The following is a 22,715-nucleotide window of genomic DNA, read 5'->3' as shown; positions in this document are numbered from 1 at the left end:
AGAATCCGAGCTGCCACCGCGAATCCGACGGCCGAGCCTCATGACGCTGGTCATCGTGCTGATCGTCGGCGGGTTGCTGGTGCACGGCTGGACCCAAGGTGCGACGGTCCGCCCCGATTCGTTGGCCTCCGGTGTCTTCCGCCTCGGTGAGTTCCTCGAGGACGCCGTCCCGCCTGACGCCGGCCGACTCGGCCCGATCCTGAAGGCACTGCTGGTCACGGTGGAAATGGCCTTGCTGGGCACCCTCATCGGCGCGGTGCTCAGCCTGCCCCTTGCGGTGCTGGCCGCGCGCAACACCACACCGCACTGGTCGCTGTACGCGGCGAGCCGAGCGGTGATCACGATCAGCAGGACCATCCCGGATCTGGTGTGGGGGCTGATCTTCGTGATCGCGGTGGGGCTCGGTCCGGAAGCCGGCGTGCTGGCGATCACGGTCGACGTGATGGGTTTCTGCGGGCGGTTCTTCGCCGAGAGCATCGAAGACATCGACCCGGCCAGAATCGAAGGCCTGCGGGCGTTGGGCGCGCCGCGCACCGGTGTCCTTGTCGGCGGCGTGATTCCGGCGTGCATGCCGTCATTCGTCACGACCTCGATGTTCGCGCTGGAGTCCTCGGCGCGGTCGTCGGTGGTGCTCGGACTGGTCGGCGCGGGCGGCATCGGCATCGAGCTGGCCACCTCGATGACGCTGCTGCGTTACGACGAAGCAGCCACCATCATCCTGGCGATCCTCGTCGTCGTCGTTGTCTTCGAACGGGTGTCCGCTGCGATCCGGCGACGCGTCCTCGGAGGGGGACAGACCGCATGACCGATGTTCTCGAGGTGATCAACAGACACGCCGAGCGTCCGATCTACCGACAGTTGAGCGACCTGCTAGAGGCACGGCTGATCGGGGGGGCGCGGCCGGGGGACCGGCTGCCGAGCGAAGCGGAGCTGTCCGAGCAGTTCGATGTCAACCGCCTCACCGTCCGCCGGGCACTCAACGAACTCAGCCAACGTGGGTTGATCGAAACCGTACACGGGAAAGGCTCTTTCGTCGCACCGCCGGTGGTGCGCTACGACATCTCCGCGCGCCGCGATGCGAGCTTCACCCACAGCATGCGCGAACTGGGCCATCAGGTGACCGTTCGCCTGATCTCCAAGGACACCGTCACGTGCAGCCCCTTGCAAGACGAGCTGCGCACGAGTGAGGAACTGTTGGTGTGCACCACGGTTCGCCTGGTCGACAACCAACCCTGGTCGCTGTCGGTGACGTCCATCGGCGCGGAGCGGTTCCCGGGACTCGCCGACGACTGGAAGGGGCGGACATCGCTGTTCGACTTTCTGCTCGAACGCCACGGGGTGCGCATGCAACGCGCATACCGCACCTTCTCGTGCCGACTTGCCGAACCATCCGAGGCCGAACACCTGCAGGTCCGGATCGGTGCTCCCGTGCTGGAGATGCGCGGCCTCAACGTCGACCAGGACCAGCACCCGGTGGCCTCGGTACAGCACCGCTTTCGCGCCGATCGCGTCCAGTTCACCGTGGATCTGACATGAGGGCACAAGACCGGTACGAAGCGTTGGCATCCAGCGACGGGCAGGCACTGGAGGCGCTGGCCGATGAAATCCTCGCCACCGGGGTCGACGTGTCGGTGACGGCAGGACCCGAATCGGTGAGCGCCCCGGTGCGGGTCGGCGTGAGCGGATCCGGCGGCACCACCGTGGTTCTCGGCCACGTCGCGCTGACCCGGTGCACCGCGCACGTCGACGGCGTCCGTGGTGACGGGATCCGCGCGGGCCACGATCTGACCGGCGCCCTCGCGGCGGCGATCTGTGACGCCGAATGCGAACGGGGCGGGCCTCTTTCCCCGCGCGTGCACGAGTTGTGCCGGTCGGCGCAGACAGAGGCCGCACGGCGTCGAAGCCAGCGTGCCGATCTCGTGGCGATGACCACCATGGAGGAGCCGTGAGGTGGGATCGGGTGCACGACGGACGCACGGCGTTTTTGGCCTGCATGTGGGCGATGTGCACACCGGGCACACCGATCGAGCTTGCCTGTCTGCCGCGCGTCGAGGGGCACCCCGAACTCGACGGCGCCGCCGGCGTTCTGCTGGCTCTGCTCGACCGCGGGCTGACTCTGGGCGTATCCGGCGGGGAGGTCGCCCACCAGATCGCCGCCGCCGTCATGGCCGAAACCGGCGCGCGGCCAGGCAACGTCGCCGACGCCGACTGGGCGCTGGTGCACGGCGCCGCGGCCGACGCCATCGCATGCGCGCGTCGCGGCAGCCGACTGTCCCCGGAGCGTGGCGCGACGCTGGTGCTCGCCGCGGCCGCCGAACCCCATCCGGTCTCGATCGCAGGCCCGGGTGTCGACGGACAGGCCGAGGTGTGGCTTCCGCTCGACGAGGTGGCCGTACGCGCCTTCGCCGCGGCCAATTCGGCCCCACCGTGTGGTGTCGATCTCCTGATCGTCACGGGCAATTGCGTCATCGGGCTGCCCCGGAGCGTCACCCTGGGAGTCGTGTGATGTACGCGAGCATGCACGAAAACGATGCTCTCGAGGCGGCACGGGCCATCGCCGACCGCAGGGCGGTCCAACCGGGAAGTCGCACCGACACCAGCGCGCTCGAGGAACAGGTGTGCGCCGAGGCCGGTCTGTGGGAGCTCGCCGCTGCGCGGCGTGCGCTGCATCAGTCACGCGGCGACGCCTCGCACGCCGTGTCGATGCTGCGCGTCTGGGCGGCGACGCAGCCACACGTGCAGGCGCTGCCCGTTGGCCCCGACGACGTCGCGATCGTGCGCAGGCTGTCGTCGGCCTACCCCCGGGTCCCGGGTGGGCAGTGGCTCGGCATCGCCCCGGAACTGCGTTCCCGGCAACTGGATTGGACCGACGAGCGGCCCACCGTCGACGTGCCCGGAGGGAGGCCGACGGTGGCGCAGGCCGCCGACGCGCCCACCCGCGCCGGCACGCCGCGGGTACGGGATCTGATCGACGACGCCGTCGTGCTGACCGGCGCCGCCGACGGGGACGGTGACGACCCCGCACGCGCGGTGATGACGCCACCGTTCACCCGAGCCAACCGCCTGGCTCTGCTCGCCCGCGGCGAGACCGGGGCACTGGTCGCGCTCGCTGCATTGATCTTGGGTCGGCGACAGGAAGCAGTCATGGTGGAACTCACCGTCGGGACTGCCGTGATCCGGGTGCCCCACCCTCGCAGCGGTGCACCGTGTGCGGTGGCCGAGATACCGATCACCGAGGTTGAGGTGGTCCTCGACGCCGACGCCGGCGGAGGGCCCGCGCTGGTGACCGGATGGGGTGCGACGCTGGGAACCGTTGAACGCCGAGCCATCTCGCTGGCGCTGCTCGACGCCGCCATGCAGGCCGACGGCGATATGCGCGAACCGGTGACGCTCGACGAACAGACCGTGATCGCCGCCACCGACGGACCCGCCACCAACGGTTTCGTCGAGCACCTGCGGCTGCCGCACTACGCAAGCTTCGCGGCATATCTGGCCCAAGTGGGCGGGAAGACGAAGTCATGAACCAGAAAGCGACGGTCGCGGCCCTCGCGGCCGAACACGGCCGCCCGCAGGCCTACGCCTATCTCGACGAGGACACCAAGCGCAACGTGCGGCGGGCGATCCTCAAGGCGCTGGCCATCCCCGGCTGGCAGGTGCCGTTCGCCTCCCGAGAGATGCCGGTGGCCAGGGGCTGGGGCAGCGGCGGCCTGCAGGTCACCCTGTCGCTGGTCGGCCCCACCGACACCGTCAAGGTCATCGACCAGGGTGACGACCTGTCCTCCAACGCCGTCGGGATGCGCAACCTGATCACTTCCTCGGCCCGGTGCGAGGCGACGACGAGCACCACCGAGGCGACGATCATCCAAAGCCGTCACCGCATACCTGAATTGGACCTTCGGGCCGACCAGTTACTCGTCCTGCAGGTACCGCACCCCGAGCCGCTACGCCGTGTGGTGCCCGACGACGTCGCCGCGCTGCGCCACCACGCAGACCGCGACTACACGCCGGCCTGGCTGGACCTCTACGACGCCGAGGCCTGTCTGGGCGGCCCACGCACCGGCGCCGACCACCCTGTGCTGGTCGACGGTTCGCGGTTGATGAGCCCAAGCCCGATCCCGCGCTACGACGTGCTGCGGCTCGACAACCGGCCGCATCCGATCCTGCTCGGGGCCGGGCGGCGTGCCCGGCTGACGGCGTTGCCGCCCTTCACCAGGGTGCAACCGCTGGTGTTCGACGACCGCCCACTGGCTCCGGAGCGGGCCGACGGCCCGTGCCGACGGTGCGGAAGCACGACGTCGTATCGGGTTCCCTCCGACGGCCGGTGGTGCTGCAGCGATGTCGACGCCTGCCGCGTCCGGCGCGAGGCGGTCGCGCCGTGACGTCCAACGCCATCGACGCCTGGGCCGACCGCGACGCGCTGGTACCTCCCGAGCCGGTGATCTCGGTGCGCGGCCTGACGCACCGCTTCGGCACGAGCTGTGACCGATGCATCCAATCGACCGGCGAGAGCGCAGGGACGAACCGCTGCTCGGTGTGCGGCACCGTGGTCGCGGTCTACGACGCGTCGTTCGAGGTCGGGCCGCATGAGGTGCTCGGCGTGGTGGGCGAGTCCGGATCGGGTAAGACCACCCTGCTGCGCTGCCTCCATCTCGACCTGCGGCCCGAATCCGGATCGATTCGCGTTGGCGGACAACCCCTCCAGCGCTCGGCGGTGATGATGGTGCATCAGAACGCCTTGGCCGCCGGCCTTTATCCTCGGCTGGCCGCCGAGTCCAACGTCGCGGAGCGGCTGCTCGGCAGGGGTGCGCGCCAGTTCGCCGAGATCCACGGCCGCGCAACCGAACTACTCGGTGAGCTCGGCTTGCGGCCGGAACGCCACACCGACGCGTTGATGACGTTCTCCGGTGGTATGCAACAGCGCGTCCAACTGGCGCGCGCCCTGGTCGATCCGCCCACGGTGCTGCTGCTAGACGAACCGACAACCGGCCTTGACCCGTCGGTGCAGGCGGATCTGCTCGACGTCGTCCAGCGCGTCACCCAGAGCCTCGAATCCGCGTCGATCGTCGTATCTCACGATCTCGCCGCGGTGCGCGTGCTGGCCTCACGCATCATCGTGTTGCACCACGGGCGCATCGTCGAAGAGGGCATCTCCGAGCAGGTGCTCGAGGATCCGCAGCATCCGTACACGCAACTGCTGGTCTCATCGAGGTTGACATGACGGCGACCACCGCGGCCGAGATCGTCGTCACCGGACTGTGCAAGCGGTTCGCCCCTCGCGAGACCGTGCTCGACGGCGTGCAGTTGACGGCGCGCAGCGGCGGCCTGTCGTTGGTCCTGGGAGAACCCGGTTCCGGCAAGTCCACGCTGGCGCGGTGTCTCAGCGGTGTATACCGGCCCGACGCCGGCGACGTCACATACCGGCTGGGCGGGCGCGGCGAAGTCACCCTCACCGCCTCAGACGCCCGCACGGTGGCGTGGCTGCGCACCCACCACATCGCGTCGTTCGACGGACACCTGGCCGCCGCACCGCGATTGTCCGTGGGGGCCGCAGCGGTCAGGGCCGCGCGGTGCAGCCGATCGTCAGCCATTGCGGCGCTGCGGCGTTTCCACGTCGCCCACCTGGTCTCGGTGCCCATCGGACGTCTTCGCGCATCCGATCGGCTGACCGTCGCGCTCGCCGCGGCACTGCTCGCCGAGCGCCCGTTCGTGGTGCTCGACGAGCCGGAGGCGTGCGCTGACCCGCAACACCTGACGCGATGGCTGAAGCGACTGGCCGACGGCGGAGCCGCAGTCGTCGCCACCGGCGGAGTGGACAGCCCGCTCGCATCGATCGCAACCGCGGTGGGAGAGCTACGGAGAGGCAGAATCGAATGGCACAAACGGTAATCGACGGTGTGACGGTGGTTCCCGGCGGCGGCATGCCGGCCATCCGGGACGCCGCCGTCGTACTCGACGGGCTCGGCACCATCTTGGACATCGGTGACGGCGCACCGTCCGACGATCTCTTCCTCGTTCCCGCGGGCGTGGACCTGCACCTGGACAACCTGGTACCACGTCGCCGTCCGAGGGCGACGGTGACGCTGGACCACGAGGCGGTGATCACGGCGCTCGATGCCGAATGCGCCGCTGCGGGTATCGCGACGGTGTGTGTGGCGGCCCGCTGCGAACATTGTCCGCGCAAGGGCATCGACATCGCCGACGCCGCCGTACTGGCCGCTGCGGTTGAAGGGCTCGCCCCGTATCTGTGTTGTGACTGGCGCATTCACGCCCGAGTCGAACTAACCGACGACGGGGCGCTCGACGCACTTCAGGCCGTGTTGGCCGCATCGTCGCGGGTGGCGATGATCTCCATGATCGAGACCACTGTCGAGCGCAGCCGGTTCTCCTCGCTCGCGGAGACGCGGCGGTTCTACGCCCAGGATTGGGGTGTCACCGAAGCCGAGGTCGAAGAGGTGTTCAGGGTCGACGCCACCCGGTTGGCCGCCGTCGACGACCGGCGTAAACAGGTTGCCGCGCTTGCCATTCAGCGCGGCATCGCACTCGCCAGCCACGACGACCGGACACCAGAGCACATCGACGAGGCCTTCGACTTCGGCGCGCGGGTGGCGGAGTTTCCCCTGACGATGGACGCCGCGCGCCGCGCACACGAACTCGGTATGCATGTCGTGTTGGGCGCGCCCAACGCGCTGCGCGGCCGGTCGACATCGTCGGGCAACGTCCTGGCCGCCGACGCGGTCGCGGCCGGCGTGTGCGCCGTGCTGTGCTCGGACTACCTGCCGTCGTCACTCCAGTCGGCGCCCCACGCGCTGGCACGCGACGGTTCGGCGCCGCTGTCGGCGGGCGTCGACCTGATCTCGGCGAATCCCGCCGCGGTCCTGGGGCTGGGGCCGCGGCGAATCGAGGTGGGCAGCCCGCTCACGGCATCGCTGCGACGGATACCACCGGACGCCGGCAGCGCCCACGTCGGAATCGCGCTCTGGCGCGACGGCCGGCTGGTCTTCGGTCGAGAATCGCCCGGATTCGCCATCATGGCCACCGCCGGTTAGCGGCACCTGGAAAGGCGCGGCTCACCTCGTGTGATCCCCGCCGGTCAATCACAGCGAGGGCCCATCGCAGCTATGCCATGATGACCCGGGAAACGGGCGCAGGTGAGCAGCTGAAGGGGAGTGGGACGTGGTGGACTTGTCCGCGATAACCAAGCCGGTGGAGCGGCTGGTGGCCACCGCGCAAAACGGTCTGGAAGTGCTGCGCTACGGCGGTTTGGAGACGGGTTCGGTGCCGTCGCCGTTCCAGATCATCCAGAGCGTTCCGATGTACCGGCTGCGGCGCTACTTCCCGCCGGACGCGCGGCCAGGAGCAAAGCCGCCGGGGCCGCCGGTGCTGATGGTGCACCCGATGATGATGTCGGCGGACATGTGGGACGTCACCCGCGACGACGGCGCCGTGGGCATCCTGCACCGGGCGGGGCTGGATCCGTGGGTGATCGACTTCGGCTCACCGGACAAGGTCGAGGGCGGCATGGACCGCAACCTGGCCGACCACGTCGTCGCGCTCAGCGAGGCCATCGACACCGTCAAGGAGGTGACCGGTCGCGACGTCCATCTCGCCGGTTACTCCCAAGGCGGGATGTTCGCCTACCAGGCCGCGGCCTACCGCCGCTCGAAGGACCTCGCGAGCATCATCGCCTTCGGCGCACCGGTGGACACCCTCGCCGCCCTCCCGATGAACCTGCCGCCGAGCGTCGCTCCCGCGGCCGCGGACTTCATGGCCGACCATGTGTTCAGCCGCATCGACATCCCAGGCTGGTTGGCACGCACCGGCTTTCAGATGCTCGATCCTCTCAAGACCGCTCAGGCCCGGCTGGACTTCCTGCGCCAGCTGCACGACCGCGAAGCGCTGCTGCCCCGCGAACAGCAACGCCGCTTCCTGGCCTCCGAAGGTTGGATCGCCTGGTCCGGGCCCGCGATCGCCGAACTGCTCAAACAGTTCATCGCGCACAACCGGATGATGAGCGGTGGCTTCTCCATCCACGGCGACCTGGTCACCCTGTCCGACATCGATTGTCCGATACTGGCCGTCGTCGGCGAGGTCGACGACATCGGCCAACCGGCATCGGTGCGCGGCATCAAACGCGCCGCCCCGAAGGCCGACATCTACGAATTCCTCATCCGGGCAGGTCATTTCGGACTTGTTGTCGGATCCAAGGCGGCCAGCCAGACGTGGCCCACCGTCGCGCAGTGGGTGAGGTGGATCGAGGGCATCGGAGAGCTGCCCGACGGTGTCGAGCCGATGGCGTTGCAGCCCGAGGAGCCCTCCCAGAGCGGCGTCTCGCTCAGCTCCCGCCTGGCGCACGGTACCGCGGCCGCCACCGAGATGGCCTTCAACGTGGCGCGGTCCGCCGCAGACGCGCTCGTCGCCGCCAACAAGTCAGCGCGCACGCTGGCCATCGAGACCGCCCGCACGCTGCCCCGGCTCGCCCGGCTCGGCCAGATCAACCACCACACCCGGATCTCGTTCGGCCGCATCATGTCCGAGCAGGCCCGCGACGCACCCAACGGCGAGGCGCTGCTGTTCGACGGCCGGGTGCACACCTACGAGGCGGTCGACCGCCGCATCAACAACGTGGTGCGCGGCCTGATCGAGGTGGGGGTGCGGCAGGGCGCCCGGGTCGGGGTGCTGATGGAGACCCGGCCCAGCGCCCTGGTGGCGATCGCCGCGCTGTCGCGGCTCGGCGCGGTCGCGGTGCTGATGCCGCCCGACGCCGACCTGCCCACCGCGGCCCGGCTGGGCGCGGTGACCGAGATCATCGCCGACCCGAGCAACCTTGACGCCGCGCGCAAACTCGACATGCGGGTGCTGGTGCTCGGCGGCGGTGAGGCGCGAAGCCTGGACCTGCCCGAATCCGGCGACGGGGCGAACGTTGTCGATATGGAGAAGATCGACCCCGACGAGGTCGACCTGCCCGGCTGGTACCGGCCCAACCCGGGGCTGGCCCGCGACCTCGCGTTCATCGGGTTCAGCTCGATCAACGGGGAGCTGGTGGCCCGCCAGATCACCAACTACCGGTGGGCGCTGTCGGCGTTCGGCACCGCGTCGGCCGCCAACCTCGGCCGCGGCGACACCGTGTACTGCCTGACCCCGCTGCACCACCAGTCCGGGCTCTTGGTCGCGCTGGGCGGCGCGGTCGTCGGCGGCTCGCGCATCGCGCTGTCCCGGGGCCTGCGACCGGACCGGTTCGTCCAGGAGATCCGCCAGTACGGGGTCACCGTGGTGACCTACACATGGGCGATGCTGCGCGACGTGATCGACGACCCCGACTTCTCGCTGACCGGCAGCCATCCCGTGCGCCTGTTCATCGGCTCGGGTATGCCCACCGGCCTGTGGAAACGGGTCGTCGAGGTGTTCGCCCCGGCGCGGGTGGTGGAGTTCTTCGCCACCACCGACGGGCAGGCGGTACTGGCCAACGTGTCCGGCGCCAAGATCGGCAGCAAGGGCCGGCCGTTGCCCGGCGGCGGGGAGATCGAGCTGGCCGCCTATGACCCCGAGGACAACCTGATCCTCGAGGACGAGCGCGGCTTCGTGCGGAAAGCGGAGACCAACGAGGTCGGCGTGCTGCTCGGCCGGCCCCGTGGCCCCATCGACCCCACGGCCTCGATCAAGCGGGGGGTGTTCGCCCCGGCCGACACCTGGGTGTCGACGGAGTTCTTGTTCCGTCGCGACGAGGACGGCGACTACTGGCAGGTCGACAACCGCAACACGCTGATTTTCACCGAACGCGGCGTCGTGTACGCCTCGACCGTCAACGACGCGGTCAGCCGGCTCGATGCGGTCGACCTCGCGGTCACCTACGGTGTCCCAGTCGATGGCGGACAGTTGGCTGTCACGGCGCTGGAGCTGCGCCCCGGGGGCAGCATCCCGTCGGCGGATCTGTCTGAGGCGCTGTCGGACCTGCCGGTCGGAAATCCGCCCGACATCGTGTACGTGGTGACCAACATGGCGCTGTCCGCGTCGTATCGGCCGCTTGTCAGCCCGCTGCGAGCGAAAGGCATCCCCAAAGCGGGACGTAACGCCTGGTACCTGGATCCCGATACCAATCGGTACAAGCGATTGACCGCCGCGATGCGCGCGGAGATCGCCGGCGGGCAGTAACGACGGAAATGCCGCAAGGCAGGCGCGCTGTTAGGCTCCCGCTTGGCGGCCGCCGTCGCCGGGGTCGGGCAGTCGCGCCACCGCACTGGAGGATTGATGACATCGCAAACCGGTACCACCCGCGGTCGCTGGCGTCGGTTCGTCGTCGCCGGCGTGGCGGGCGGCGCGATGGTCGCGGGCCTGGTGTCGGGGGCTGCGACGGCGTCGGCCCAGCCCGCTGAGCCGACGATCGAGACCGAGGCCCCGACGCCGGTGGCCGAGGCGCCGCGCTCATGCACCGGCGACGACTGCTCGCGGGGTGCGCCAGAACCGGCGAAGATCAATGCCGATCAGGTGCTGCTGCAGATCTACAACGAGTACGCGCAGGGCGACGGCGGGGGACAGGTTTCCAAGCTGATCGACGACGCGGTGAAGCTGCGCAGGCAGGGCTTCCGGCCCTCCAACGCCAACGCTGCGGCGCTCGCCGACGCGCTCGAGCGTCGACCCAACCAGACGCCGCTGGTGGAAGCGCTGAAGAACACCATCGCCTATCAGCGCAAGCTGCAGGCCCAAGCCGCCATGACAGCGCAGCAGCAGGGCCCGGTGGCCGGTCAGGTGCCCGTTCTTCCCGGCTCGACCGTGCCGGTGGGCTAGCGTCGTGGCACTCGACGACAAACTGCTGGAGATCCTGGTCTGCCCCCAAGACCGGGAGCCGCTTCTGTTGGTAAACGACGAGTTTCTGTACAACCCGCGGCTTCGGCGCGCCTACCGCATCGACGACGGCATCCCGGTGCTGTTGGTGGATGAGGCCGTCGCCGTCGACGATGACGCCGAACATCAGCGCATGCTGGACCGGGCCTCACACCAGCCCGGGTAGCTCGCCGGTGAGGTAGCGCTGCAGGTTGGGGCCGATGGTTTCGACGATCTGCTCGGCCGACAGCGACCGGATCGGCTCGAGTTCGAGGATGTAGCGCGCGACCACGATGCCCACGAGTTGCGAGGCGACGAACTGGACCCGAATCCGGCCCGTCCCCGGCGGATTGTCCACCCGGGGACCGATTTCGGTGGCGATCACGTCCTGCAGGAACGACCGGATGAGACCCACCTCCGAACCCGCCAAGAGCGAGCGCAACGTCGCGATGAAGCCTTGACCGGCTTCGGAATCCCACAGCGGCACAATCACCGACGGCAGCTTGTGACCGAGTTCCTCGACCGGCGTGTCCTGCATTGAGCGGATGATCTCCATCGGGTTGACGGGCGCTTCGATCGCCGCGGCGAACAACTGCTGCTTGGTGCCGTAATAGTGATGGACCAGTGCCGGGTCCACGCCCGCCGCCGCGGCCACCGCCCGGATCGAGGTCTTGTCAAGACCGTTGCGCGCAAACAGGTCTCGGGCGCACTTGAGGATCCGTTCGCGGGTGTCTGAGGCCCCGCGCGGCCGCCCGGGACGCTTGCGCTCGGCTTCGGCGCTCACCTCACGGTGTCCGTCGTCGCAGTGTTGCCGCCGCCAGGCACAGCGCGACGACCGCGCACCCGATGACCACGGCGATGTCGCGCAGCGCGACCCCGGTCAGCGTCGGGTGCGCCCCGACCTCCCGCAAGGCCTCCAACGCGTAGCTCGCGGGCATCACATTGCTGATCCATTGCAACCACTCCGGCATTGTCCCCCGAGGCACGATGATCCCGGCCAGCAGCAGCTGGGGCACCATCACCAACGGGATGAACTGCACGGCTTGGAACTCGCTGCGCGCGAACGCGCTACACAGCAGCCCGAGCCCAACGCCGAGGACCGCGTTGGCGATCGCGATCACGAAAACCCACGCCGGGCTGCCCGCGGTCTCGAAGCCGAGCAGCCAGAACGAGACAACGCAGGCCAGGGTCGCCTGAATGGCCGCGGCGACCGAAAACGCGGTGCCGTATGCGCCCAACAGGTCCAACCGCCGCAGCGGCGTTGTCAGGGTGCGTTCCAGCGTGCCCGATGCCCGTTCGCGCTGCATGGTGATCGAGGTGATCACGAACATCACGAACAACGGAAACAGCCCGAGCAGGATCAGGCACGCGTTGTTGAAACCGGACGTCGCGCCCGGCGCGGTCGGAACGTCTTCGAACATGAAGTACATCAGCGTGATGATGACGATCGGAACGACCATGATCATCGCGATGCTGCGGTGATCGGCGATCAGTTGGCGCAGGATCCGCGTGGTGGTGGCCAGGTAGGCCTGCGGGTTCAGCCGACCGCGCTGGCGGCTGCGGTGCTGCGCTCGATGACGGACAGAAACGCTTCCTCCAGCGACTGACATCCGGTGTCCTCTCGTAGCCTGGTCGGGGTGGTGTGGGCGAGCAGAGAACCCTCCCGCAACAGCAGCAGATCGCCGCAATGGTCGGCTTCGTCCATCACGTGACTCGAGATCAGCAGTGTCGTCCCGCGCTCGGCGAGCCGGCGGAACTGCTGCCACAGCTCCACGCGCAGCACCGGATCCAGCCCGACGGTGGGTTCGTCGAGCACAAGCAGATCGGGGCTGGCGACCAGCGCACAGGCCAGCGACGCGCGGGTGCGCTGGCCGCCGGAAAGGTTGCCGCACAGGGCGGTTCGATGATCCTGTAGGCCGACCGCAGCGACGGCGTCTTCGGCGGCCTCGGCATCGGTGCCGTACAGCGAGGCGAAGTAGCGGGCGTTGTCGATCACCCGCAAGTCGTCGTAGATCGTCGCGTCCTGCGTGACGTAGCCGACGCGGTGCCGCAGTCCGGCGGACCCCGCCGGATGGCCGAGGACCGTGACGGTTCCCGCGGCGACGATCTGGGTGCCGACGATGCAGCGCATCAGGGTGGTCTTGCCACAGCCCGAGGGGCCGAGTAATCCGGTGATCGTGCCGCGAGCGACCCGCACGGTCACGTCGTCGAGCGCGACGCGCTTGCCGCGGACGACGTGCAGGCCCGCGATGTCGATCGCCGGGACGAGGCCCCGCGTAGGAAATTCATCATACGATGAAGTCATCATGCGTTGAATATCCTCCCCGGCCGGGCATGCGTCAAGAGGCGAGGCAGAATTCCTCGGGTGAGCGCCGAGATGCTGAGTGTTGATCCGCTGACCGCGGCGCGCCGGCTTCTCGGTGCCACGCTGGTCGCGCGGGGGACCAGCGCGATGATCGTGGAGGTGGAGGCCTATGGCGGGCCCGCCGACGGTCCGTGGCCCGACCCCGCGGCGCACTCGTTTCGCGGGCCGGGCCCGCGCAACTGGGTGATGTTCGGCCCCGCCGGGCGGCTCTACACCTACCGCAGCCACGGCATCCATGTATGCGCCAACGTCTCCTGCGCGAGCGACGGTGTGGCGGGCGCGGTGTTGCTGCGGGCCGCCGCGCTGGAGTCCGGTCTCGAGGTGGCGCAGCACCGGCGGGGCGATTCCGTCCGTCCCGCGGCGTTGGCGCGAGGACCGGGAAACCTGTGCTCTGCGTTGGGAATCAGCATGGACGACAACGGACTTGACCTGTTCGACCCGAAAAGTGAGATCCAGCTGCGGCTGGGTGACGAGCGGGAGGGAGCCGAGGGACCGCGGGTCGGGGTGAGCAAGGCGGCCGACCGGCCGTGGCGGCTCTGGCTGGTGGGGCGGCCCGAGGTGTCGCTGTACCGGCGCAGCCCGCGGGCACCGGCTCCCGGCCACAGCTATTAGTGCGGGAAGATCGAAGCCGTGACTTCTGCGGGTACGTCCATCCTCGACGAGCTCGAGTGGCGGGGGCTGATCGCCCAGTCGACTGACCGGGACGCCTTGGCGGCCGAGCTGGCCAACGGCCCTGTCACCGTGTATTCGGGATTCGATCCCACCGCGCCGAGCCTGCACGCGGGCCATCTCATCCCGCTCCTGACGCTGCGCCGGTTCCAGCAGGCGGGCCACCGGCCGATCGTGCTGGCCGGCGGGGCCACCGGGCTGATCGGCGATCCGCGTGACACGGGTGAACGCACCCTGCACACCGCCGACACGGTCGCCGAGTGGGCCGACCGCATTCGCGGGCAGCTCGAGCGGTTCGTCGAGTTCAACGACTCGGCGACGGGCGCGGTGGTGGAGAACAACCTGTCCTGGACCGAGCGGTTGTCGGCGATCGAGTTTCTGCGCGACATCGGCAAGCACTTCTCGATCAACGTGATGCTCGACCGCGACACGGTCCGGCGCCGCTTGGAGGGCGAGGGCATCTCCTACACCGAGTTCAGCTACATGCTTCTGCAGGCCAACGACTACGTCGAACTGCATCAGCGGTACGGCTGCACGCTGCAGATCGGCGGGTCCGACCAATGGGGCAACATCATCGCGGGGGTGCGGCTGGTCCGGCAGAAGGTCGGTGCGACCGTGCACGCGTTGACCACGCCGTTGGTCACCGATTCCGAGGGCAAGAAGTTCGGCAAGTCGACCGGTGGCGGCAGCCTCTGGTTGGACCCGGCGATGACGAGCCCGTATGCCTGGTACCAGTACTTCATCAACACCGCGGACGCCGACGTGGTCCGATATCTGCGCTGGTTCACGTTCCTGGCGCCCGAGGAACTGGCCGAGATGGAGCAGGCGACGGCCGAACGCGCGCACGAACGCGCAGCGCAGCGTCGGCTGGCGCGTGAACTCACCACGTTGGTCCACGGCGAGGCGGCCACCCGCTCGGTCGAGCATGCCAGCCAGGCGTTGTTCGGCCGGGCTGACCTGGCCGAACTGGACGAGCCGACGCTGGCGGCGGCGCTGCGGGAGGCGTCGGTCGCCGAGTTGAAACCGGGCGGGCCGGACACGATCACCGACCTGTTGGTGGCCAGCGGCCTGTCTCCGAGCAAGGGCGCCGCGCGGCGCACGGTCGCCGAGGGCGGCGCCTACGTCAATAACGCCCGGGTCGACCGCGACGACTGGGCGCCACAGCCCTCGGACTTCCTTCACGGACGATGGCTGGTGCTGCGCCGGGGGAAGCGGAATTTCGCCGGCGTCGAACGCGTTGGGTGAGGCGTCGGCGACCGAGGCTGTCCGGCGGCTGTCCGGCGGCTGTCCGGCTGTGGAATAACTTCGGCGACCACGTGGTTGAACCTCATTGCGCGGGTCGACGCACCCGACGGTGCGCACGGTAGGTGACAACCGAAACACGCGCCCTATCAGCCCATTTGACTCCGCGTAGTCCCTCACGTAACTTGTTGATTCGTCGCTGCGACACGGGCCTGGCTCGAAGAGCGCGGCGGATCCCAGAGGGAAGCCCCACTTCGGTGGGTTCCTGAGCGTCCGCACTACGAGTACGCGGCCTTTTTCGGTCGCGGGCTCGCTGCGCGGTCGCGCGGGTGTGTTGTTTGAGAACTCAATAGTGTGTTTGGTGGTTTTTGTTTGTTGTTGTTTTTTTGCTGCACTCCTTTTTCCCGTTTAGGGGTGTGGTTTTTGTTTTGCCAGATGTTTTCTCTGGACGGTTTTTGTTTGGAGAGTTTGATCCTGGCTCAGGACGAACGCTGGCGGCGTGCTTAACACATGCAAGTCGAACGGAAAGGCTCCTTCGGGGGTACTCGAGTGGCGAACGGGTGAGTAACACGTGGGTGATCTGCCCTGCACTTTGGGATAAGCCTGGGAAACTGGGTCTAATACCGAATACACCCTGCTGGTCGCATGGCCTGGTGGGGAAAGCTTTGCGGTGTGGGATGGGCCCGCGGCCTATCAGCTTGTTGGTGGGGTGATGGCCTACCAAGGCGACGACGGGTAGCCGGCCTGAGAGGGTGTCCGGCCACACTGGGACTGAGATACGGCCCAGACTCCTACGGGAGGCAGCAGTGGGGAATATTGCACAATGGGCGCAAGCCTGATGCAGCGACGCCGCGTGGGGGATGACGGCCTTCGGGTTGTAAACCCCTTTCAGTATCGACGAAGCCGTAAGGTGACGGTAGGTACAGAAGAAGCACCGGCCAACTACGTGCCAGCAGCCGCGGTAATACGTAGGGTGCGAGCGTTGTCCGGAATTACTGGGCGTAAAGAGCTCGTAGGTGGTTTGTCGCGTTGTTCGTGAAAACTCACAGCTTAACTGTGGGCGTGCGGGCGATACGGGCAGACTGGAGTACTGCAGGGGAGACTGGAATTCCTGGTGTAGCGGTGGAATGCGCAGATATCAGGAGGAACACCGGTGGCGAAGGCGGGTCTCTGGGCAGTAACTGACGCTGAGGAGCGAAAGCGTGGGGAGCGAACAGGATTAGATACCCTGGTAGTCCACGCCGTAAACGGTGGGTACTAGGTGTGGGTTTCCTTCCTTGGGATCCGTGCCGTAGCTAACGCATTAAGTACCCCGCCTGGGGAGTACGGCCGCAAGGCTAAAACTCAAAGGAATTGACGGGGGCCCGCACAAGCGGCGGAGCATGTGGATTAATTCGATGCAACGCGAAGAACCTTACCTGGGTTTGACATGCACAGGACGCCGGCAGAGATGTCGGTTCCCTTGTGGCCTGTGTGCAGGTGGTGCATGGCTGTCGTCAGCTCGTGTCGTGAGATGTTGGGTTAAGTCCCGCAACGAGCGCAACCCTTGTCTCATGTTGCCAGCACGTGATGGTGGGGACTCGTGAGAGACTGCCGGGGTCAACTCGGAGGAAGGTGGGGATGACGTCAAGTCATCATGCCCCTTATGTCCAGGGCTTCACACATGCTACAATGGCCGGTACAAAGGGCTGCGATGCCGTGAGGTGGAGCGAATCCTTTCAAAGCCGGTCTCAGTTCGGATCGGGTCTGCAACTCGACCCCGTGAAGTCGGAGTCGCTAGTAATCGCAGATCAGCAACGCTGCGGTGAATACGTTCCCGGGCCTTGTACACACCGCCCGTCACGTCATGAAAGTCGGTAACACCCGAAGCCGGTGGCCTAACCCCTTGCGGGAGGGAGCCGTCGAAGGTGGGATCGGCGATTGGGACGAAGTCGTAACAAGGTAGCCGTACCGGAAGGTGCGGCTGGATCACCTCCTTTCTAAGGAGCACCACGAAAAACACTTCCATCGGGGAGGTGTATGCCGTGAGGAACCCGTGTGCTGTAGTGGCGCCGGGTTGGGTGCGCAACAAACGTGCCGGTGGCGGGGATAGCGCCGGCGAGAAACTGACCAGACACACTATTGGGCTTTGAGACAACAAGCCCGCGGTTGTACTTCCTGTGTGGGGGTGTGGCCGGCCTTTGATCCTCGTTGTGGGGGTTGGGGGTTCTTGTTGTTGCCCTGCTTTGGTGGTGGGGTGTGGTGTTTGATTTGTGGATAGTGGTTGCGAGTATCTGAACAAGGCGCGTGCTCCTTTGGGGGTGGGTGTGTTGTTCGGGTAATGCAATTTGTTTCTTCCGAGAAATAGTTTTTGTGTTTGTGTGTAAGTGTTTAAGGGCGCATGGTGGATGCCTTGGCACTGGGAGCCGATGAAGGACGTGGGAGGCTGCGATAAGCCTCGGGGAGCTGTCAACCGAGCGTGGATCCGAGGATGTCCGAATGGGGAAACCCGGCACGAGTGATGTCGTGTCACCAGGCGGTGAATGTATAGCCGTCTGGGGGGAACGCGGGGAAGTGAAACATCTCAGTACCCGTAGGAAGAGAAAACAACCGTGATTCCGTTAGTAGTGGCGAGCGAACGCGGAGGATGGCTAAACCGTGTGTATGTGATACCCGGCGGGGGTTGTGCATGCGGTGTTGTGGGGTCTGTGTGTCTGTTTGCCGCCGTGAACAGCAGCAGTGATCAAGCAGTGTGTTAGGTGAAGTGGCCTGGGATGGTCTGCCGTAGAGGGTGAGAGCCCCGTAGTTGAAAACATGCTGCCTGCTGACGCAGGTTTTCCCCGAGTAGCAGCGGGCCCGTGGAATCTGCTGTGAATCTGCCGGGACCACCCGGTAAGCCTGAATACTTCCTAGTGACCGATAGCGGATTAGTACCGTGAGGGAATGGTGAAAAGTACCCCGGGAGGGGAGTGAAAGAGTACCTGAAACCGTGTGCCTACAATCCGTCAAAGCCCCCCCTTTTGTGGTGGGGTGATGGCGTGCCTTTTGAAGAATGAGCCTGCGAGTCACCGACATGTCGCGAGGTTAACCCGGGTGGGGTAGCCGCAGCGAAAGCGAGTCTGAATAGGGCGTATCCAAACAACAGTGTTTGGTGTAGTGGTGTGTTGTGGACCCGAAGCGGAGTGATCTACCCATGGCCAGGGTGAAGCGCGGGTAAGACCGCGTGGAGGCCCGAACCCACTTAGGTTGAAGACTGAGGGGATGAGCTGTGGGTAGGGGTGAAAGGCCAATCAAACTCCGTGATAGCTGGTTCTCCCCGAAATGCATTTAGGTGCAGCGTCACATGGTTCTTGTTGGAGGTAGAGCTACTGGATGGCCGATGGGCCCTACTAGGTTACTGACGTCAGCCAAACTCCGAATGCCGACAAGGTGTCAGTGTGGCAGTGAGACGGCGGGGGATAAGCTCCGTGCGTCGAGAGGGAAACAGCCCAGATCGCCGGCTAAGGCCCCTAAGCGTGTGCTAAGTGGAAAAGGATGTGCAGTCGCGAAGACAACCAGGAGGTTGGCTTAGAAGCAGCCACCCTTGAAAGAGTGCGTAATAGCTCACTGGTCAAGTGATTGTGCGCCGATAATGTAGCGGGGCTCAAGCACACCGCCGAAGCCGCGGCAGTCAGCGCAAGCTGGTTGGGTAGGGAGCGTCCCTCATCCGGTGAAGCCACAGAGTGATCTGGTGGTGGAGGGTGGGGGAGTGAGAATGCAGGCATGAGTAGCGATAAGGCAAGTGAGAACCTTGCCCGCCGGAAGACCAAGGGTTCCTGGGCCAGGCCAGTCCGCCCAGGGTGAGTCGGGACCTAAGGCGAGGCCGACAGGCGTAGTCGATGGACAACGGGTTGATATTCCCGTACCCGTGTATGAGCGTCCCTGACGAATCCATACTGCTAACCACCCAAAACCCCGCTGACCTGATCCCTTCGGGGAAACGGCGGTGGGGGGCTGCGTGGAACCCGTGTGGGTAGTAGTCAAGCGATGGGGTGACGCAGGAAGGTAGCCGTACCAGTCAGTGGTAACACTGGGGCAAGCCCGTAGGACGAGTGATAGGCAAATCCGTCACTCATATGTCTGAGAGGTGATGCATAGCCGAGTGAGGCGAATTCGGTGATCCTATGCTGTCGAGAAAAGCCTCTAGCGAGCGCATACACGGCCCGTACCCCAAACCAACACAGGTGGTCAGGTAGAGAATACCGAGGCGTACGAGTGAACTATGGTTAAGGAACTCGGCAAAATGCCCCCGTAACTTCGGGAGAAGGGGGACCCCCACACCGTGTAAGGCCCTTGCGGCCCAAGCGGGAGGGGGTGGCACAAACCAGTGAGAAGCGACTGTTTACTAAAAACACAGGTCCGTGCGAAGTCGCAAGACGAGGTATACGGACTGACGCCTGCCCGGTGCTGGAAGGTTAAGAGGACCCGTCAACCCCTCGGGGTGAAGCGGAGAATTTAAGCCCCAGTAAACGGCGGTGGTAACTATAACCATCCTAAGGTAGCGAAATTCCTTGTCGGGTAAGTTCCGACCTGCACGAATGGCGTAACGACTTCTCAGCTGTCTCAACCATAGACTCGGCGAAATTGCATTACGAGTAAAGATGCTCGTTACGCGCGGCAGGACGAAAAGACCCCGGGACCTTCACTACAACTTGGTATTGGTGCTCGATACGGTTTGTGTAGGATAGGTGGGAGACTGTGAAGCAGTCACGCCAGTGATTGTGGAGTCGTCGTTGAAATACCACTCTGATCGTATTGGGCCTCTAACCTCGAACCCTGAATCGGGTTCAGGGACAGTGCCTGGCGGGTAGTTTAACTGGGGCGGTTGCCTCCTAAAACGTAACGGAGGCGCCCAAAGGTTCCCTCAACCTGGACGGCAATCAGGTGTTGAGTGTAAGTGCACAAGGGAGCTTGACTGCGAGACGAACATGTCAAGCAGGGACGAAAGTCGGGACTAGTGATCCGGCACCCCCGAGTGGAAGGGGTGTCGCTCAACGGATAAAAGGTACCCCGGGGATAACAGGCTGATCTTCCCAAGAGTCCATATCGACGGGATGGTTTGGCACCTCGATGTCGGCTCGTCGCATCCTGGGGCTGGAGCAGGTCCCAAGGGTTGGGCTGTTCGCCCATTAAAGCGGCACGCGAGCTGGGTTTAGAACGTCGTGAGACAGTTCGGTCTCTATCCGCCGCGCGCGTCAGAAGCTTGAGGAAACCTGTCCCTAGTACGAGAGGACCGGGACGGACGAACCTCTGGTACACCAGTTGTCCCACCAGGGGCACCGCTGGATAGCCACGTTCGGACAGGATAACCGCTGAAAGCATCTAAGCGGGAAACCTTCTCCAAGACCAGGCTTCTCACCCATTTAAGTGGGATAAGGCCCCCCGCAGAACACGGGATCAATAGACCAGACCTACACACCCAGCAATGGGCGCAGGGAACTGGCACTAACCGGCCGAAAACTTACCCACACTCGCAACCACACCAATCCACGCGCATCAAACCAAACCGCGCCCCACCACCAAAACACACCAACCCCCACACAGGGGACACCAAAAAAGTGAATAGAGTTACGGCGGTCCATAGCGGCAGGGAAACGCCCGGACCCATCCCGAACCCGGAAGCTAAGCCTGCCAGCGCCAATGATACTGCCCCACACGGGCGGAAAAGTAGGACACCGCCGAACACAAATTAGGATTACCCCCCACAATTACGTGGGGGGTAATTCTTTTTGCGAGAATTCATGCCGAATTCTTGTAGCGTCACCGAGTCCGGTAGAAAGGCATACGTGGTTCAGGACAGGCAGGGCGGCAACGGTGGGCGCCGGCAACGACCTTCGGGAACGTCGGCACCGCGCTCGTCGGGCCCCAACCGGGCGCGTCGCTCACAACCCAAACACGACCGAGAACCACAGCGCCCCGCCGGGCCACCCATTCCCGAGGACATCGAAGCCAACCAACTCTCACCCGAAATACGCAGGGAACTCACGACTTTGGATCGCGCTACCGCCGATGTGGTGGCTCGGCATCTGGTGGCCGCCGGTGCGCGTCTGGTGGACGATCCCGAGGCGGCGCTCGCCCACGCCAAGGCCGCCAAGTCCCGCGCCAGCCGGATCGCTGCCGTACGCGAAGCCGTCGGCATCGCCGCGTATCACTGCGGCGACTGGGCGCAAGCGCTCGCCGAGTTACGGGCAGCGAGGCGAATGGGAAGCCGATCCGCGCTGCTGCCATTGATCGCCGACTGCGAACGCGGCGTCGGCCGTCCCGAACGCGCGATCGAACTGGCCCGCGGTGACGAAGCCGCCCAACTCACCGGCGACGACGCCGACGAACTGCGCATCGTCGTCGCCGGCGCCCGCTCCGATCTCGGGCAGCATGAACAGGCGCTGGCGGTGCTGTCGTCGCCGCCGCTGGACCCCGCCCGCACGGGGCAGACCGCCGCCCGACTCTTCTATGCATACGCCGAAACGCTGCTGGCTCTCGGCCGGACAGGCGACGCGCTGCAGTGGTTCATCCACGCCGCGGCGGCCGATGTCGACGGCACCACCGACGCCGAAGAGCGAGTCACGGAGCTCAGCTGACGTGAGCGCCCTTGTCGAGGAACACGATTGCCTGCTGCTCGATCTCGACGGCACGGTTTTCCGCGGGCACGAGCCCACGACCGGCGCCGTCGAGACCCTCGCGACGGTGAACGCCCGCACCCTGTACGTGACCAACAACGCGTCACGAGCGCCGGATGAGGTCGCCCAGCACCTCGTTGCCATGGGTTTCACCGCCGCCCCCGACGACGTCGTCACCAGCGCGCAAAGCGCCGCCAACCTGCTGGCCGAACAGCTGCGCCCCGGCGCGGTGGTGCTCGTCGTGGGCACCGATGCGCTGGCCGCCGAAGTGCGCCGCGTCGGATTGAAACCGGCCCGGAACTGGTCGGACGGGCCGGTGGCAGTGGTGCAGGGACATTCGCCCCAGACCGGCTGGCCGGACCTGGCCGAGGCGGCGCTGGCGATCCGCAGCGGTGCGTTATGGGTGGCCGCCAACGTGGACCTGACCCTGCCCTCCGAGCGGGGGCTGTTGCCGGGCAACGGATCCATGGTGGCGGCGCTGCGCGCTGCGACCGGCGCCGAACCGCAGGTCGCCGGTAAACCACATCCCACCCTGTTTGCGGACGCGTTGGCGCGCGGCGGCTTTCGCACGCCGCTGGTGGTCGGCGACCGGCTCGACACCGACATCGCGGGCGCCAACACGGCCGGGCTGCCGAGCCTCATGGTGCTCAGCGGCGTGAGCACCGCCGACGAGGTGGTGCGCGCGCCCGTGGGGGAGAGACCGCACTACCTGGCCGCCGACCTCCGTTCGCTCTACGCCCGCCCCGATGCGCTGCGCATCGGGGCCCACCCCGCATGGCGTGTCGACCTCGACTCCTCCGAGGTGCTGGTCTCCTTCACCGGCCGGGATCCGGTCGAGGAGCTCTCGGTGGTCAGGGCCACCGCCAGCGCGGTGTGGAACGCCGGTCTCGACGGCAGCGCCGTCACCGTGACCGCCGGCGACGACACCGCACGACAGGCCTTGCAGCGGTGGTCCCTGCTCGGCCCGCCGCATCGACTAGCGTAAG

The 22,715-nt window shown here is 66.3% G+C and carries 19 protein-coding genes and 3 rRNA genes; 19 read left to right on the top strand and 3 right to left on the bottom strand.

Going from position 1 to position 22,715, the window contains the following annotated elements:
• Positions 1-40: 40 nt before the first annotated feature.
• The 12 genes from phnE to G6N28_RS24405 all read left to right on the top strand — a co-directional run bounded on the left by phnE (position 41) and on the right by G6N28_RS24405 (position 11,005).
• The gene (gene phnE / locus G6N28_RS24460) at positions 41-805 is read left to right on the top strand and encodes a phosphonate ABC transporter, permease protein PhnE (RefSeq protein ID WP_235674683.1); all 765 of its coding nucleotides are present in this window, start codon (positions 41-43) and stop codon (positions 803-805) included.
• Positions 802-1,536: a GntR family transcriptional regulator gene (locus G6N28_RS24455; RefSeq protein WP_163904877.1), complete on the top strand. Its 735-nt coding sequence runs from the start codon at positions 802-804 to the stop codon at positions 1,534-1,536. The genes phnE and G6N28_RS24455 overlap by 4 nt, the downstream gene beginning before the upstream one ends.
• Positions 1,533-1,949 carry a phosphonate C-P lyase system protein PhnG gene (locus G6N28_RS24450; protein WP_163904875.1) on the top strand — a complete coding sequence of 139 codons (417 nt, stop codon included), beginning with the start codon at positions 1,533-1,535 and terminating at the stop codon, positions 1,947-1,949. Before G6N28_RS24455 ends, G6N28_RS24450 begins: the two co-directional genes overlap by 4 nt.
• Positions 1,946-2,506 (top strand): phosphonate C-P lyase system protein PhnH, encoded by a 561-nt coding sequence (phnH, locus tag G6N28_RS24445; protein ID WP_163904873.1) that lies wholly within the window; start codon positions 1,946-1,948, stop codon positions 2,504-2,506. Before G6N28_RS24450 ends, phnH begins: the two co-directional genes overlap by 4 nt.
• A complete protein-coding gene (locus G6N28_RS24440; RefSeq protein ID WP_163904871.1) occupies positions 2,506-3,522 on the top strand; it encodes a carbon-phosphorus lyase complex subunit PhnI in 1,017 nt (338 codons plus the stop codon). The genes phnH and G6N28_RS24440 overlap by 1 nt, the downstream gene beginning before the upstream one ends.
• A complete protein-coding gene (locus G6N28_RS24435) occupies positions 3,519-4,379 on the top strand; it encodes an alpha-D-ribose 1-methylphosphonate 5-phosphate C-P-lyase PhnJ (protein ID WP_163904869.1) in 861 nt (286 codons plus the stop codon). Before G6N28_RS24440 ends, G6N28_RS24435 begins: the two co-directional genes overlap by 4 nt.
• Entirely contained in the window at positions 4,376-5,218 is an 843-nt protein-coding gene (locus G6N28_RS24430; RefSeq protein ID WP_235674682.1) for an ATP-binding cassette domain-containing protein, read from the top strand. The genes G6N28_RS24435 and G6N28_RS24430 overlap by 4 nt, the downstream gene beginning before the upstream one ends.
• Positions 5,215-5,886: an ABC transporter ATP-binding protein gene (locus tag G6N28_RS24425; RefSeq protein ID WP_163904867.1), complete on the top strand. Its 672-nt coding sequence runs from the start codon at positions 5,215-5,217 to the stop codon at positions 5,884-5,886. The genes G6N28_RS24430 and G6N28_RS24425 overlap by 4 nt, the downstream gene beginning before the upstream one ends.
• Positions 5,871-7,046, top strand: coding sequence for an alpha-D-ribose 1-methylphosphonate 5-triphosphate diphosphatase (locus tag G6N28_RS24420; protein WP_163904865.1), 1,176 nt, complete (start codon positions 5,871-5,873; stop codon positions 7,044-7,046). The genes G6N28_RS24425 and G6N28_RS24420 overlap by 16 nt, the downstream gene beginning before the upstream one ends.
• A gap of 127 nt (positions 7,047-7,173) precedes the next feature.
• Complete coding sequence (locus G6N28_RS24415; RefSeq protein WP_179962144.1) at positions 7,174-10,149, top strand: acyl-CoA synthetase; 2,976 nt, start codon at positions 7,174-7,176, stop codon at positions 10,147-10,149.
• A 96-nt stretch (positions 10,150-10,245) separates the two neighbouring features.
• On the top strand, positions 10,246-10,782 hold the full coding sequence (locus tag G6N28_RS24410; RefSeq protein WP_163904863.1) for a hypothetical protein: 537 nt from the start codon (positions 10,246-10,248) through the stop codon (positions 10,780-10,782).
• Between the two features lie 4 nt (positions 10,783-10,786).
• A complete protein-coding gene (locus G6N28_RS24405; protein ID WP_163904861.1) occupies positions 10,787-11,005 on the top strand; it encodes a Trm112 family protein in 219 nt (72 codons plus the stop codon).
• On the opposite strand, the gene G6N28_RS24400 is transcribed toward G6N28_RS24405, so the two are convergent.
• From G6N28_RS24400 to G6N28_RS24390, 3 genes are read right to left on the bottom strand one after another with little or no spacing between them, the layout of a single operon-like run.
• Positions 10,988-11,602, bottom strand: coding sequence for a TetR/AcrR family transcriptional regulator (locus tag G6N28_RS24400; protein WP_163904859.1), 615 nt, complete (start codon positions 11,600-11,602; stop codon positions 10,988-10,990). The two genes, G6N28_RS24405 and G6N28_RS24400, sit on opposite strands and share 18 nt — an antisense overlap.
• Before the next feature lies 1 nt (position 11,603).
• Positions 11,604-12,428 (bottom strand): ABC transporter permease, encoded by an 825-nt coding sequence (locus G6N28_RS24395; protein WP_163904857.1) that lies wholly within the window; start codon positions 12,426-12,428, stop codon positions 11,604-11,606.
• Positions 12,356-13,126: an ABC transporter ATP-binding protein gene (locus G6N28_RS24390; protein ID WP_163904854.1), complete on the bottom strand. Its 771-nt coding sequence runs from the start codon at positions 13,124-13,126 to the stop codon at positions 12,356-12,358. Before G6N28_RS24390 ends, G6N28_RS24395 begins: the two co-directional genes overlap by 73 nt.
• 69 nt (positions 13,127-13,195) lie before the next feature.
• Between G6N28_RS24390 and G6N28_RS24385 the strand changes: the two genes are divergently transcribed.
• The 7 genes from G6N28_RS24385 to G6N28_RS24355 all read left to right on the top strand — a co-directional run bounded on the left by G6N28_RS24385 (position 13,196) and on the right by G6N28_RS24355 (position 22,714).
• Positions 13,196-13,795, top strand: coding sequence for a DNA-3-methyladenine glycosylase (locus tag G6N28_RS24385; protein ID WP_179962235.1), 600 nt, complete (start codon positions 13,196-13,198; stop codon positions 13,793-13,795).
• 18 nt (positions 13,796-13,813) lie between these two features.
• Entirely contained in the window at positions 13,814-15,097 is a 1,284-nt protein-coding gene (gene tyrS / locus G6N28_RS24380; RefSeq protein ID WP_163904850.1) for a tyrosine--tRNA ligase, read from the top strand.
• 453 nt (positions 15,098-15,550) lie between these two features.
• Positions 15,551-17,073, top strand: a 16S ribosomal RNA gene (locus G6N28_RS24375).
• Positions 17,074-17,454: 381 nt separating this feature from the next.
• Positions 17,455-20,581, top strand: a 23S ribosomal RNA gene (locus G6N28_RS24370).
• A gap of 100 nt (positions 20,582-20,681) precedes the next feature.
• Positions 20,682-20,796: ribosomal RNA gene (gene rrf, locus G6N28_RS24365) — 5S ribosomal RNA — on the top strand.
• The 16S, 23S and 5S rRNA genes sit together here, the layout of an rRNA operon.
• A gap of 57 nt (positions 20,797-20,853) precedes the next feature.
• Positions 20,854-21,690: a tetratricopeptide repeat protein gene (locus G6N28_RS24360; RefSeq protein ID WP_170307916.1), complete on the top strand. Its 837-nt coding sequence runs from the start codon at positions 20,854-20,856 to the stop codon at positions 21,688-21,690.
• A 1-nt stretch (position 21,691) separates the two neighbouring features.
• Positions 21,692-22,714: an HAD-IIA family hydrolase gene (locus G6N28_RS24355; protein ID WP_163904846.1), complete on the top strand. Its 1,023-nt coding sequence runs from the start codon at positions 21,692-21,694 to the stop codon at positions 22,712-22,714.
• The last annotated feature ends 1 nt before the right edge of the window (position 22,715 follow it).

Source organism: Mycolicibacterium pulveris, assembly GCF_010725725.1.
GTDB lineage: Bacteria > Actinomycetota > Actinomycetes > Mycobacteriales > Mycobacteriaceae > Mycobacterium > Mycobacterium pulveris.
Note: the sequence above shows the minus strand (reverse complement) of the source record. Positions and strands in the feature narration are given on the sequence as shown.

Excerpts from the sequence above, each read along its gene's own strand:
- G6N28_RS24435 (WP_163904869.1), top strand. The coding sequence starts at position 3,519 with ATGAACCAGAAAGCGACGGTCGCGGCCCTCGCGGCCGAACACGGCCGC.
- G6N28_RS24395 (WP_163904857.1), bottom strand. The coding sequence starts at position 12,428 with ATGTCAGTCGCTGGAGGAAGCGTTTCTGTCCGTCATCGAGCGCAGCAC.
- G6N28_RS24440 (WP_163904871.1), top strand. The coding sequence starts at position 2,506 with ATGTACGCGAGCATGCACGAAAACGATGCTCTCGAGGCGGCACGGGCC.
- G6N28_RS24385 (WP_179962235.1), top strand. The coding sequence starts at position 13,196 with ATGCTGAGTGTTGATCCGCTGACCGCGGCGCGCCGGCTTCTCGGTGCC.
- G6N28_RS24360 (WP_170307916.1), top strand. The coding sequence starts at position 20,854 with ATGCCGAATTCTTGTAGCGTCACCGAGTCCGGTAGAAAGGCATACGTG.
- G6N28_RS24455 (WP_163904877.1), top strand. The coding sequence starts at position 802 with ATGACCGATGTTCTCGAGGTGATCAACAGACACGCCGAGCGTCCGATC.
- G6N28_RS24425 (WP_163904867.1), top strand. The coding sequence starts at position 5,215 with ATGACGGCGACCACCGCGGCCGAGATCGTCGTCACCGGACTGTGCAAG.
- G6N28_RS24420 (WP_163904865.1), top strand. The coding sequence starts at position 5,871 with ATGGCACAAACGGTAATCGACGGTGTGACGGTGGTTCCCGGCGGCGGC.
- G6N28_RS24410 (WP_163904863.1), top strand. The coding sequence starts at position 10,246 with ATGACATCGCAAACCGGTACCACCCGCGGTCGCTGGCGTCGGTTCGTC.
- G6N28_RS24390 (WP_163904854.1), bottom strand. The coding sequence starts at position 13,126 with ATGATGACTTCATCGTATGATGAATTTCCTACGCGGGGCCTCGTCCCG.
- G6N28_RS24450 (WP_163904875.1), top strand. The coding sequence starts at position 1,533 with ATGAGGGCACAAGACCGGTACGAAGCGTTGGCATCCAGCGACGGGCAG.
- phnE (WP_235674683.1), top strand. The coding sequence starts at position 41 with ATGACGCTGGTCATCGTGCTGATCGTCGGCGGGTTGCTGGTGCACGGC.